Here is an 11,562-nt window from a genome sequence, read left to right on the forward strand (position 1 = left end):
CGGTCAGTGGGGCGGTGGGGGGACGCCGGGGGGCGTCCTGCCGGGGCTCAGTTGTGCCCCTCCCTGCCGTTGGCCCCCTCGATACCGCTGGCGGCACCGGAGGCGACGGCCCTGGTCGCGGTGGTGACCGCGGTGACCGCCGCGGCGGCCGGCCCGGCGACCGAGGCCGCACCGGCACCTGCACCGGCACCGGCGCCCGCGGGCCCCGCGCCGCCACCGACACCGGCACCCTGCCCGCCGCCCGGACCCGCGGGACCGGACCCGCCGCCCGAACCCGGGGGACCGCCCCGCCCGTTGCCGCCGTCCGCTCCCGAGGAGCCCCCGCCGGTGGAACCACCAGCGCCCTGGGTGCCACCGGCACCGGAGGAGCCCCCCGAACCCGCGGTGCCCGCGGGGCCGCCCGAACTGGCCGCCCCGGACGGGCCGCGCTGGGCCGTCTGTCCGCCCCCGCCCCCGCCCCCGGCGCCACGGCCGGCGAGCTGGATGGCGCCGGAGGCCAGCGAGCCGGCCACCTGCGGCGCCTTGCCGCCGGGATTGCCCGTGCCGAGCGCGGCCGTGGCGGGCACGATCAGCTTCAGCAGCGCGGGCAGCGCCACCGCGGAGAGCAGCATCACCGCGATGCCCGCGATCCGGGTGTGCACGCTGACGGTGACGTCCCCGGTGCCCGTCTTGCCCGCGTTGGTCATCACGGAGCCCGCGTAGAGCACCAGACCGGCCGCGGGTTTGTACAGCAGCCAGGCGATCATCCAGCCGATGTGCTTGCGCCACCAGCCGTTGCCCCAGTCCGTCATGGAGGCCGCCGCCGCCACCGGCAGGGTGCCGAGCAGGATGATCAGGACGCCCATGCGGACGTAGAGCAGGATCGTCTGGAGGATCCCGGCGATCAGCAGCAGAAGGGCGAGGATCAGTTTGACGAAGGCACCCATGGTGCCGAAGTCCGAGCAGCCACCGATCTGCTTGAGCTGCTCCTGCGCGCCCACCTTGAAGAGATGCTCGAAGTATTTGTCGGACACGGTGACGGCCGCGCCGATGATCATGGTGGCGGCGCCCGAGACGAGGACGACCCGCAGGATGCCCTTGAGCGCGGTGATACCGGCCTCGCCCTTGCGCTCCATCGCCATCCTGGCGGCGGCGAACAGCAGCGAGCCCACCGCCAGGTAGACCACGACCCAGCGGGTCTGCGCGCTGACCCGCTCGGACGTCGCCGTCCCTTCGAGTGTCGGGATGCTGATCAGGATCGCCCCGTACACCTGGTACGCCGCGAAGAGGATGAAGTCCGCGATCGTGGACAGGATCGTCCCGATCGGGTCGGTCAGGAAGCTGAAGAAGTTCTTGAGGGCGTCCAGGATCGGACTGCCCGTCGAGTTGCATTTCATGGTGTCAGCGGCCCCACAACAGGTAGCTGTTGGTGTCCTGGACGGCCGAGACCTCGGTGTACAGGGATCCGTCCCCGCCGGCCTGGACCTTCCAGTCCCCGCCGCTCCAGCGCACCTCGACGGAGGTCGCGACGAAACCCTGGTCGCCCTTGATCAGCAGGGAGACGGTCGCCGCCTCGCGGGTGTACGCGAGGACGGAGACACCGACATAGGTGGAGGCGGGCGTGGCGTCCGTACGCCGGGCGCGGTCGGGTGACTGGGACCGCATGAACGTGAACATCTCCCGTCCGTCCCCGGGCACCAACTGCTGCTCGGTGACGGTCCGCCAGCCGGGCTCGCTCATCTGGGTGGGGATCACGGTCGCGGCGAGCGCGGCACCCATCGGGGTGTGCGCGAAGCACCACCACACCTCGTCCTGGAACCGGGTCGGGCCCGCCGAAGCCGAGACGGGCACCCGTCCGATGCCGATCTCGCGCCACTTGAGGTCCTTGGGCGCCGCCTCGGGCAGCCGGTCGCCCGCCCGGTCGTCGGTCGCGCAGCCGCCGGGCCGCTCGCCGTCCTTGAGGGCGGCCGAGCCGGCCAGCGGTCCCGAACCGGCGGGCCGGCGGGCCGGATCGGCCCCGGCGTCCTCCGTCCCGGGCGACGTCAGAGCGAGCAGCCCGCCCACGACGACCGCGATACCGAGGAAGCCCGCCGACCACTGCCAGCTCCGCTGCCGCCAGTACGGCTCCGACTCCTCGGCGCGCGCCCCTCTGCGTAGCCACATCTCGTCCGTCCGTCCTCTCGTCCGCCCTGTGTCCCTTCGGCTCAGTCGAAGACGAAGCTGACCACGGGGCCGGCGGTGGCGACGAGGATGCAGCCGCCGAGGACCATGCCGAGGCGGCTCATGTGCTCGGAACTCTCGCCGCGCTTGACGGAGATGGCCATCATCGCGCCCGTCACCAGCACCCCGGCGACCCCGGCGGCGGTACCGGCCCAGGCGACCAGGTTGAGCACCGTGTCGACCTTCTCGGTCAGCTCCGGGGGAGCGTCACCTTCCGGATTGGGCACGTTGACGGGGAAGGCGGCGAACATATCGGTGGCTGCGGTGAGCAGGGAGGACATGAGGATCTCCGGAGAATCGGGGCCACGCTGGGCGGTGGACCGGGTGAGCGGTGACGGGTAGGAGCACGGAGCGGAAGGAACCGGGGGAACTTGAGGGACGGGAAGGACGGGAAGGACGGGAGGAACCGGGTGAGCGGAGGGTCAGGAGGATGAACGGGGTCGGGGCGCTAGAGGGTGATGTCGCCGAGGAGCCTGACGAGGGGGCCGGCCGTCGTGGCGACGACGGAGGCGAGTGCGACGAAGAAGATGCCGCGGAAGTGATCGCCGCCCTCGCCCGGATCGCCTCGGCGCAACTGGAGCGCCATGTTGATGCCGACGACCAGCAGACCGAAGACACCGGCCGCCGAGACGCACCAGGCCATGAGTTCGAGGATGTCCAGGGCGGCCGGCCCCGGGGTGAACGTCGGCTCCTTGGCGGCCAGGAGGAGCCCGACGGACGGGAGCTGTGTCATGAGCGGGAACCTTTCCCGGCTTCGGCGCCGGAGCCCACCAGGGCGCCGAGCCGGTCGAGTTGCGCGGGCAGCCGCCGTGGCTGTCCGCCCTCCCGCCACGCCGGGATCCACGGCACCCGGTGCACCCGGGCGACGGAGCGGATGACCCGGATCCGGCGCAGCAGGGCGAGCGGGAGCAGCCCAGGGGCGTCGGCGACGAGGACCACGCACAGCAGGTCGAGCCCGCGCGGGGCGTGTCCCTCCTCCAGCGCGGCCAGCGCCCGCGACACGGACCGCAGCCCGCCCGCGTGGGTGCGGCCGACCAGGACAACCCGCCGTGGCTCGCCCCGGGCGGGGTCCGGCCACCGGGCCCCCACGTCCACTCCGCCCAGCTCTTCCACCAGGGAGGTGACCCCGGCCCCGCCGTGCGCCTTGACCCAGCCGACGTCGTCACGTGAGCGGCCTCGGGCGGGTACCGGCTGCCGGGGCTGGTGACCCCAGGTGCCTTCGGGGACGGCGACGGGGGCCGGGGAGCGGGTCGGGCCGGAGGGGCGGTTCGGGCGTGCGGGGGCAGGGGCGGGGCAGCGGTGTGCGGGTGCGGGGCGTACGGGCGTGGGGGGCCCGAGGGGTGGCTCCACCTGGCGGGCGGGCGCCGGGCGCGGCGCGTTCCGTACGGGGCCCCGGGCACGGCGGTCACCGGTCGGGGGCGGCTGGGGTGCCTGCCGCGGCGCGGGGGCCTGCCGTCGCTCGGGTGCCTCCTGCCGGTCGGGGGCCTGCCGTCGCTCGGGTGCCCTCCGCGGCGCGGGTGCGGGCCGCGGGGGGCGGGCCTGGGGTGCCGGACGCCGCCGCTCACCGTCGGGAGCGGGTCCCGGTGCCCGCGACGCCGGGTCCGCGCGGTCCGGGCGGGGCGGGGGCGTCCGTGCCGGGGGCACCGGCGTCGGGGGCACCGGTGGCCGGGGGGCCGACGACCGGGGCGCGGGCGGGGGAGGCGCGGGCGCTCGGGGCGCGGGTGCCGCGGGTGCCGCGGATGCCGGTTGCCGGGGCACGGGTGCCGTCGGCGCGGGTTGCCGGGGCGCCGGTGCGGGTGGCGCGGGTGGCCGGGGGGCGGGTGAGGGAGGCGTCGGCGAGGGGGGCGCGGGTGAGGGGGTGTTCGGTCCCCGTTCCCACCCGGGAGGGCCCGAGGCTCTCGTCGCACGCGTGCTCATCTGTGTCCCGCCCCTCTCCTCGTCCGTGCCTGCACCGCTCTGACTCATCTGTTTTCCACCGTTTTGAACTTCTTTGCCTTCCGGCCCGTTGGGATCTCTCGGGCCCGACGGACAGCACAACGGACGGTCGGGCCGTGGCGGTTCAAGGTGAGAGGAAGAAGGCGCGCGTATGGCGGAGAACCAGGAGGGCGGGTCCTCGAACGCCGTGCGCAACGGCCTGATCGTCGCCGGCGGCTGTGGCTGTCTGGCGACGCCCCTGGTCCTGATCGGCGGGGCGGTCGTCGTCATCATCTGGGGCGGTTTCGGGGTCCTGCTCGCCCCGCTCATCGCGCTGATCATGCTCTTCGGCGGGGGCGGCGGCTCCACCGCGGAGAACGAGAACACCGCCAACGAGGTGATGACCATCTTCCAGGGCGACGGCAAGGGCGAACTGGACACCTCCACGGTCCCCGAGGACCTCGCGGAGCCCATCCAGGAGGCCGGTGAGCTGTGCGACGCCATCGGCCCGATCGTCATCGCCTCGCAGCTGGAGCGGGAGTCCGGCTTCAACGCCTCGATGGTCGGCCCCGACGGCGAGGAGGGCATCTCCCAACTGCCGCCCGAGATCTTCGACCAGTACGGCGAGGACGACGACGACAACGACAAGACGTCCGCCTTCGACGCCGAGGACTCGATCATGGCCCAGGGCCGCCACATGTGCGCCCTCGCCGAGGAGGCCCAGAAGATGGTGGACGCCGACGAGACCGACGCCTCGGTCCTCGACCTCACCCTGGCCGCCTACCACGTCGGCATGGACGCGGTCCGCGAGGCGAAAGGGGTGCCGAACACGGAGGGAGCGCAGGGCTACGTCGCCGCGATCCGCGCCCAGTTCGCGAAGTACAGCGGTGTCGCCGCCCCGCCGCCCGGCGCCACCCCCGGAGTCACCCCGAGCCCGACCGGCTAGGGCTTGTTGTTCGCGGCAGCCCGCCCTCCCCGCCGACCACCACCGCACCCCACCCCCCCCGTATGAGGAGCAGAGCCATGGACCGCTTCGAGGTGTACCTCTCCGACGAAGGGCTCGCCGAGATAGACGGTGAGCCGGTCGTCGCCGCCCCCGGCAAGTCCGTGCACGAGGCCGTGCTCGACACCTTGCAGTGGTACGCCCAGGAGCGGGGCTCCGCCGTGGAGGCGACCGTCAACCAGGGTTCCGGTCTGGACGACTTCACCCTCCAGGTGTCCCCGGACGGCTCCAGCCGCCTCCTCGACTCCGGAGAGGGCCCCGACCCCGAACCCGAACCCGGCCCCGAGGCCGATCTCGACACGGACACGGACGCCGACGTCGGCGCCGACACGGACACCGACACCGACACGGCCACCGATCCTGATCCCGCTCCGGAGCCGGAGCCGGAGCCGGCGCCCGGCCCGGGCCCCGACCTCGCCACCAGCGCCGCCGCCTCGGCCCTCGCCACCGCGGTCGGCCGGGCCAGGGACGCCGCCCGGACGCCCTCCCCCCGGACAGCCGCCCCGGAACCGGCCCCGACGACGGAACCCGACCGTCCCGCGAAGTTCAGCGAACGGATCGACCGCGTCAACGAGTTGGCGTCGGAGGAGCGGCTGGAGGAGGCCCTTGCCGCGGCGACCGCGCTGCGGGAGAACCTCACCCTCTCCCTCGGCGCCGAGGACCCGCACGTCCTGGAGGCGCGGTCCCTGGAGGCGTACGTCGCCCATCTCTGCGGCGAACACCGCGAGGCCCTCGTCCTGGCCCTGGGCGTGGCCCGCACCCGGTGCACGACCGGGGACCTGCGGGCGCCCGGGGACGTGGCGCGGGCGGCGGCCTACTGGCAGCAACTGGACGACGACCGGGCCGCCGTCGTCCACGGGCGCGAACTGCTGCACATGTGGGCCATGTTGAACGCGCACGGCCTGCTGACCCCCCGCCACCGGGAGATCGCCGCACGCGTCCGCAAGCGGGTGGACTCCCTGGCCGCCTATGCCTGAGCCCGGGGCGGCGCCGTCGGATCCGGGCCCGATATATGTCCGAGTCGGGCCCGGTCCACCGTCGAAACGGGCACGGCGGATGCCCGAATCGGGCCGTCGACCCGTCTTCCGTAGGTCGCATGTACGCCTCAGGCGGGTCAAATCCCCGTCCGGCGCGGGCCTCGCCCACCGCCGAAACGGGCCCCGTCCGCGCCCGAGTCGTACACCGGGAACGCCCAGGTCAGCGCTGTAAAGCGCACGTCAATCGGCCATGGACCACGGCTCGGAACACTCCGTTCCCCAAGGACACCCAGGTGCCCGGTCAGCAGGACCGGGCCGGTGCCCGGGGGAGCAGGAGCACACCATGAACGTGACGGTCATCGGATCGGCGTGCGCGGCCTCCGCCGAGGAGCGGGCGCTGCGGGATCTCTACCTCGCCCACGGCCCGGCGCTGTACACCTACGTGCTGCGCATGCTGGGCGGCGACACGTACCGCGCGGAGGACGTCGTCCAGGAGACGCTGCTGCGCTGCTGGAACACCCGGAACCTGGCCGACGGCGAGGGGATGGCCGTACGTCCGTGGATGTTCCGGGTGGCCCGCAACCTCGTCATCGACTCCCATCGCACCCGCATGGCGAGGCCGCTGGAGGTCAACGGGGACACCTGGCTGACCGAGTGGAGCGCCGAGGTGGACGACATCGAGCGGATGCTGTCCTCCGTGGTGGTGCAGGAGGCCCTGGAGGCACTCACCCCGGCCCACCGCGAGGTGCTCCGGGCGACGTTCCTCGCCGACCGCACCACCCGCCAGGCGGCCACCAGCCTGGGAGTCCCCCAGGGCACCGTCAAGTCCCGGGTGTACTACGCCTTGAGGTGTCTGAAGTCGGCGCTGGCGGAGCGGGGAGTGGCGTAGTGACCCCGTCCTGCGGTCGGTGGAAGTCCGGGCACTGGGCGGCGAAGCCCTGCGACACCGGCTGCCACGCCCCGTGCCGTTCGCGCGCGCTGAGCCGGTCCGCCTCCCGGGCGGCCTCCACGAGTTGGCCGGTGGTCAGGAACCAGCGCGACAGCATCCCGTAGAGCGTGCTGCGCGACAGCCCCAGGAACGGCAGGTCGCGGACATCGAAGCCACGGTTGCGGAGCAACCCGTCGAGGACCGCGGCGAAACCCGTCCCGACCGGAGGGTGGTACGGGGAGACCGATGGCACGACCGGCTCCGGCACGGTGACGCGGGGCACGGTGACGTGGGACAGGGTGCGTACGAAGTCCTCCAGCGAGGCCAGTTGCGTGTGGTCGCAGTGGCTGACGCGGTACGCGAATGCCCGGACGGTCCCGGCGTCCCGCGGCGGGGGAAGCAGCTCCGCCGGCACCGGACGCCCCGCGACGACCAGCAGGTCGGCCACGGGCAGGTCGAACTCGTCGGCGAGCGCGGCCAGTCGCTCCGGAGCGGTGGCGCCGCCGCTCACCGTGAGGTCGCTGAGAATCTCGTCCTGTCGCATGGGGGAAGGTAACCGAAAGGTCATCCGCCCCACCCGGGCTCACTCCCGCGGCCAGGTCACCCGTCGGGTGGGGTGCGCCCCGACGACGGCGAACGCGAGGGCCGCGGTCACCCCGCCGCACGTCATCACGGCGGCTCCGCGACACCACCCTCGCGCGGAAGGACGAGGTCGCGGAGCTGCCAGGAGTCATGCCCCGCGCAGGGCGGTGGTGGGGGGCATCCGTCCGGCGCGCAGGGCGGGGTAGAGGCCGGCGGTGGTGCCGACGACCACGGCCATGGCGGGGCCCGCGACCGCCCAGACGGCGGGGATGACGGTCGGCCAGTCCTGCGCGGTGGCGTAACCGTGGACGGTGAGGGAGCCGAGGGCCGCCCCGACGAGTCCGCCGAGGAGGCCCAGCAGGACGGCCTCGACCAGGAACTGGGCGGCTATCTGCCCCTGACGTGCGCCGAGCGCGCGGCGCAGGCCGACCTCCCCCTGGCGTTCCATGACCCCGACGACCATCGTGTTGGCGATGCCGAGGCCGCCGACCAGCAGGGCGACCCCGGCGAGGGTGAGGACGAGGCCCGTCAGGCTGTCCTTGGTCGCGCTGCGGGCCTTGAGCAGGTCGGAGGGGCGGGAGACGGCGACCATGCCGGGGTTCGCGGGATGGGCGGTCGCGGCGGCCACGGCCTGGACGTCGGCGACCCGGTCGGGGTGGACCCGTACGTAGACGGTGGCGGGGGTGCCGTCGCCACCCAGGTGCTTCCGGGCCCGGGGGCCGCCGACGAAGGCGGCGCTGTCGATCTCGGGGACGAGTTCGTTGGGCCGCAGGACGCCGAGGACGGCGTACCACTGACCGGGCACCCCCTTCCCGGCGACCCACACCTTCTCCCCGGGTGCGGTGACGCCGAGGCGCTGGGCCGCGGCGTCGCCGAGGACCGTGACGGGGAGCTTCTGCGACGCGGTGTCCAGCCAGCGCCCCGAACGCAGGGTGCCGCGCAGGGTGTCGAGCAGGTCGAGGCGGGCGGAGAGCACGGTGAGACTGCCGGTCTGCTCGGCCGGGACCAGGTCGCTGCGGTAGATGCCGGCCTTGGTGGCGCCGGTGGCGCTCGCCTTCTCCACCGGCGCGATGGCGCCCAGCATGACGGGTGCCTCCTCGGGCAGCGGGACGATCTCGTCCAGGGCGTCCTTTCCGGGGCCGACGGTGATCAGATTGCTGCCGAGCCGGTCGAGCCGGTCCAGGAGGTGCTGCTGGTTGGAGGCGGAGATCCCGGTGACGGCGACGACCGCGGCGATCCCCAGCGCGATCCCGAGCGCGGACAGGGCCGAGCGGAGTCTGCGGGTGCGGGGACCGATGAGACCGACGCGCAGCAGGTCGGCGGGGCCGAGGCGGGACGGTCGGGGCACCGCGGTGTCCCCGGCGGACGGGACGCCGCCACGGCTCGTACGGGACTTCTGCGAGCGGCTCATACGGGTGTCCTGACCGGGGTCTCGGTGGTGTCGTCGAAGGCGATACGGCCGTCCTGGAGGCCGATCCGGCGGGGGAAGGAGGCGGCCAGTTCGCGGTCGTGGGTGATGACGACGACGGTGGTGCCGTCGGCGTTGAGACCGCGCAGCAGATCGACGACCGCGGTCCCGGAGACGGTGTCCAGCGCCCCGGTCGGTTCGTCGGCCAGCAGCAGGGCGGGCCGTCCGGCCAAGGCGCGGGCGATGGCGACGCGCTGCTTCTCACCGCCGGAGAGCTGGTCGGGCCGATGGCCCAGTCGATGGCCGAGGCCCACCTGACGCAGCACCTCCCGGGCGCGGATCCCGCGGCGGCGGACGCTGTGCCCGGTGTAGAGCAGGCCGGTGGCGACGTTCTCGACACAGGTCAGTCCGGGCAGCAGGAAGAACTGCTGGAAGACGAAGCCGATGCGGTGCGCGCGCAGTGCGGAGACCTGACGCTCCGCCAGGGCGCCCACGTCGTGCCCCTGGAGGCTCAGCGCCCCGGACGTGGGGCGGTCCAGGGTGCCCAGGAGAGCGAGCAGGGTGGACTTGCCGGAGCCGGAGGGGCCGACGACCGCGACGAGTTCGCCGGGACGGACGGTGAGGTCGATGCCGTGCAGGATCCGCAGCGGCGGGGAACCGTCGTACTCCTTGACGACCTTCTCCAGGCGCAGCACGGGCGGTGGGGCCGAGCCGGGGGAGGGGATCACGAGGGCACCACGACCTTGTCGCCCTCGCGGATCTTCCCGGAGACCTCGGCGCGGGCGTCGGCGACCAGCCCCACCTCGACCGGGACCAACGCGGGGGAGGACACGCCGGGCCGCCGCACCCGGAGGCCGTAACCGCCGTCGGCGAGGGCCAGCAGCGCGGTGACGGGGACGGTGAGCACATCCTCGGCGGTGCGGTCGCTGACGGTGACGGAGACGGCGGGGCGGGCCGCCCGCAGGGCCTTGCGGGCGGCGCCCTGGTCGGCCAGGTCCAGGGTGACGGTCGCCTTGTCGTCGCCCTCCGCCCCGCCCTGCCCACCGCCGGCCCCCTCCTCGCCGGGGGGCGGCCGGGTGATGCTGCGGACGGTGCCCTTGGTGGTGCCACCGGTGGCGAGGGCGACGGTGACCCGCGAACCGGGGGCGAACTGCGGCAACTGCTCGTCCTCCGGCCGGACGGTCGCGGCCAGTTCCGGACCCGTCACCTCCAGCACCGCACCGGCGCCCACCGCCGAACCGGGCGTCGCGGTCACCTCCTGCACCCGGACCTCGCGCTGCGGCAGCACCACGGCACGGCCCAGCTCGACCTTCCCCGTCTGCCGCACCCCCAGGGCCTTCTGCCAGCGCTTGACCGCGACGACGGTGCCGTCGGTGAACTCCTCGTCCACGGCCAGCCCCAGTTCGGCCGCGTGACCGAGGTCCACCAGATTGCGCTTGAGCTGCTCCACGTCGGCGCCGTCGTCCACCCCCTTGGCCAGCTCCCGCCAGAACGGGCGGTCCCCGGTGAACAGCACGACGGGCTCGCCGTCGATCTCGTAGAGCCGCTGCCCGGCCGCGACATCGTCCCCGGCCGCGGGCAGCCGGGTGAAGGTGCCCTGGCCCTGCGCGGTGACCTCGACCGGGTCGCCGTACCCGATCCGCCCGGTCAGGGTCATGCCGGAGGACAGCGAGGCCCGCCGCACCGCGGCCGTGCCCAACTGCTCGGCCCGCTCCGCGGGCTCCTGCCGGTCACCGCTCCAAGGGGGCCCGGCCACCACCAGGACACCCGCGGTGACCGCGGCGGCCACGGCGGCGCCGATCACGGTACGGCGCAGGGTCCGTGAGCGCCTGCGCCGGTCACGTGGCCCGCCCTCCCCGGCGGGGGAGAGGGGCTCGGTGTGCTCCGTCGTCATCGTGGTCACTGCCCGTCCGGAAGGACCGTGGAGGTGACACCGACGTTCGGGTAGTCCTTGGAACAGATGGCGTACGCCTTCTGGAACACCTTGTCGTCGACGTCGGGCGCGATGGCGACATTGCCCTTGTACTTCGGGTCCGGGTCGGGCACCTGCTTGACCGTGAGACCGTTCTCGCGCAGGCAGGTGACCAGGCCGCGCGCCTCCTCGACGATCTCGGGCGGGATCGCGCTGTCCTGGAGCTGCTTGAGGCCCGGCACCTTCTTGTTGCAGGTCTCCATGGCCTTCGCCAGCGGATCGCTCCCGGCCCCCGCCCCGGCGCCCTCCTCGGTCTGCCCCATGGGCATCTGGATCCGCCCGTCCTCGCCCAGTTGTACCTCGGTCTGCCCCTCGTCCTGCATGCACCGCACCCACGCCTGCCGGATCGCCCCGTCGTCCTGGGGCTTCACCGACCCCTCACCACCGGCGACGTCCGGCGCGTTCCCGCCCCCCGACGAGCACGCGGACAGCGCCACGGCGGAGCAGACGGCGAGCAGCATCCCTGTCAGACGGACGGTCGTACGAGCCATCACAGATCCTCCTTCTGCCCGGTGCACCCCAGCGGCGTCCCGGCCGTCATAAGGGATACGGGCCCCCGGGTCATGCGCCGGTCATGGC

Annotated in this window: 14 protein-coding genes; 3 read left to right on the plus strand and 11 right to left on the minus strand. The window is 73.8% G+C overall.

Annotation, left to right across the window (positions count from 1 at the left end; translation table 11 throughout):
- Positions 1 to 47: 47 nt before the first annotated feature.
- From ACIQNG_RS05080 to ACIQNG_RS05105, 6 genes are all read right to left on the minus strand, one after another.
- Positions 48 to 1,376, minus strand: coding sequence for a hypothetical protein (locus ACIQNG_RS05080; protein WP_401482649.1), 1,329 nt, complete (start codon positions 1,374 to 1,376; stop codon positions 48 to 50).
- Between the two features lie 4 nt (positions 1,377 to 1,380).
- A complete protein-coding gene (locus tag ACIQNG_RS05085; protein WP_401482650.1) occupies positions 1,381 to 2,142 on the minus strand; it encodes a hypothetical protein in 762 nt (253 codons plus the stop codon).
- 41 nt (positions 2,143 to 2,183) lie between these two features.
- Positions 2,184 to 2,480, minus strand: a complete 297-nt coding sequence (locus ACIQNG_RS05090; RefSeq protein ID WP_401431154.1) for a hypothetical protein — start codon at positions 2,478 to 2,480, stop codon at positions 2,184 to 2,186.
- Between the two features lie 167 nt (positions 2,481 to 2,647).
- The gene (locus tag ACIQNG_RS05095; protein ID WP_401431151.1) at positions 2,648 to 2,932 is read right to left on the minus strand and encodes a hypothetical protein; all 285 of its coding nucleotides are present in this window, start codon (positions 2,930 to 2,932) and stop codon (positions 2,648 to 2,650) included.
- Positions 2,929 to 3,312 carry a hypothetical protein gene (locus ACIQNG_RS05100; protein WP_401482651.1) on the minus strand — a complete coding sequence of 128 codons (384 nt, stop codon included), beginning with the start codon at positions 3,310 to 3,312 and terminating at the stop codon, positions 2,929 to 2,931. The genes ACIQNG_RS05095 and ACIQNG_RS05100 overlap by 4 nt, the downstream gene beginning before the upstream one ends.
- A 448-nt stretch (positions 3,313 to 3,760) precedes the next feature.
- Positions 3,761 to 4,078: a hypothetical protein gene (locus ACIQNG_RS05105; protein WP_401482652.1), complete on the minus strand. Its 318-nt coding sequence runs from the start codon at positions 4,076 to 4,078 to the stop codon at positions 3,761 to 3,763.
- Positions 4,079 to 4,285: 207 nt separating this feature from the next.
- Between ACIQNG_RS05105 and ACIQNG_RS05110 the strand changes: the two genes are divergently transcribed.
- The 3 genes from ACIQNG_RS05110 to ACIQNG_RS05120 all read left to right on the plus strand — a co-directional run bounded on the left by ACIQNG_RS05110 (position 4,286) and on the right by ACIQNG_RS05120 (position 6,982).
- A complete protein-coding gene (locus tag ACIQNG_RS05110) occupies positions 4,286 to 5,059 on the plus strand; it encodes a transglycosylase SLT domain-containing protein (protein WP_401431143.1) in 774 nt (257 codons plus the stop codon).
- 77 nt (positions 5,060 to 5,136) lie between these two features.
- Entirely contained in the window at positions 5,137 to 6,093 is a 957-nt protein-coding gene (locus tag ACIQNG_RS05115; protein ID WP_401482653.1) for a hypothetical protein, read from the plus strand.
- A 343-nt stretch (positions 6,094 to 6,436) separates the two neighbouring features.
- Positions 6,437 to 6,982: a sigma-70 family RNA polymerase sigma factor gene (locus ACIQNG_RS05120; protein ID WP_401431137.1), complete on the plus strand. Its 546-nt coding sequence runs from the start codon at positions 6,437 to 6,439 to the stop codon at positions 6,980 to 6,982.
- Here ACIQNG_RS05120 and ACIQNG_RS05125 read toward each other — a convergent pair.
- From ACIQNG_RS05125 to ACIQNG_RS05145, 5 genes are all read right to left on the minus strand, one after another.
- Complete coding sequence (locus tag ACIQNG_RS05125; protein ID WP_401482654.1) at positions 6,915 to 7,565, minus strand: hypothetical protein; 651 nt, start codon at positions 7,563 to 7,565, stop codon at positions 6,915 to 6,917. The genes ACIQNG_RS05120 and ACIQNG_RS05125 overlap by 68 nt on opposite strands.
- 186 nt (positions 7,566 to 7,751) lie before the next feature.
- Positions 7,752 to 9,014 (minus strand): ABC transporter permease, encoded by a 1,263-nt coding sequence (locus tag ACIQNG_RS05130; protein ID WP_401482655.1) that lies wholly within the window; start codon positions 9,012 to 9,014, stop codon positions 7,752 to 7,754.
- Positions 9,011 to 9,739, minus strand: coding sequence for an ABC transporter ATP-binding protein (locus tag ACIQNG_RS05135; RefSeq protein ID WP_401482656.1), 729 nt, complete (start codon positions 9,737 to 9,739; stop codon positions 9,011 to 9,013). Before ACIQNG_RS05135 ends, ACIQNG_RS05130 begins: the two co-directional genes overlap by 4 nt.
- On the minus strand, positions 9,736 to 10,905 hold the full coding sequence (locus ACIQNG_RS05140) for a peptidoglycan-binding protein (protein ID WP_401482657.1): 1,170 nt from the start codon (positions 10,903 to 10,905) through the stop codon (positions 9,736 to 9,738). Before ACIQNG_RS05140 ends, ACIQNG_RS05135 begins: the two co-directional genes overlap by 4 nt.
- A 5-nt stretch (positions 10,906 to 10,910) precedes the next feature.
- On the minus strand, positions 10,911 to 11,474 hold the full coding sequence (locus ACIQNG_RS05145; protein WP_401482658.1) for a hypothetical protein: 564 nt from the start codon (positions 11,472 to 11,474) through the stop codon (positions 10,911 to 10,913).
- Positions 11,475 to 11,562 lie beyond the last annotated feature (88 nt).

Source organism: Streptomyces sp. NPDC091377, assembly GCF_044757045.1.
Lineage (GTDB): Bacteria > Actinomycetota > Actinomycetes > Streptomycetales > Streptomycetaceae > Streptomyces.

Coding starts and splice junctions, on each gene's coding strand:
- ACIQNG_RS05080 (WP_401482649.1), bottom strand. CDS start 1,376: ATGAAATGCAACTCGACGGGCAGTCCGATCCTGGACGCCCTCAAGAAC.
- ACIQNG_RS05085 (WP_401482650.1), bottom strand. CDS start 2,142: ATGTGGCTACGCAGAGGGGCGCGCGCCGAGGAGTCGGAGCCGTACTGG.
- ACIQNG_RS05090 (WP_401431154.1), bottom strand. CDS start 2,480: ATGTCCTCCCTGCTCACCGCAGCCACCGATATGTTCGCCGCCTTCCCC.
- ACIQNG_RS05095 (WP_401431151.1), bottom strand. CDS start 2,932: ATGACACAGCTCCCGTCCGTCGGGCTCCTCCTGGCCGCCAAGGAGCCG.
- ACIQNG_RS05110 (WP_401431143.1), top strand. CDS start 4,286: ATGGCGGAGAACCAGGAGGGCGGGTCCTCGAACGCCGTGCGCAACGGC.
- ACIQNG_RS05115 (WP_401482653.1), top strand. CDS start 5,137: ATGGACCGCTTCGAGGTGTACCTCTCCGACGAAGGGCTCGCCGAGATA.
- ACIQNG_RS05120 (WP_401431137.1), top strand. CDS start 6,437: ATGAACGTGACGGTCATCGGATCGGCGTGCGCGGCCTCCGCCGAGGAG.
- ACIQNG_RS05125 (WP_401482654.1), bottom strand. CDS start 7,565: ATGCGACAGGACGAGATTCTCAGCGACCTCACGGTGAGCGGCGGCGCC.
- ACIQNG_RS05130 (WP_401482655.1), bottom strand. CDS start 9,014: ATGAGCCGCTCGCAGAAGTCCCGTACGAGCCGTGGCGGCGTCCCGTCC.
- ACIQNG_RS05140 (WP_401482657.1), bottom strand. CDS start 10,905: ATGACGACGGAGCACACCGAGCCCCTCTCCCCCGCCGGGGAGGGCGGG.
- ACIQNG_RS05145 (WP_401482658.1), bottom strand. CDS start 11,474: ATGGCTCGTACGACCGTCCGTCTGACAGGGATGCTGCTCGCCGTCTGC.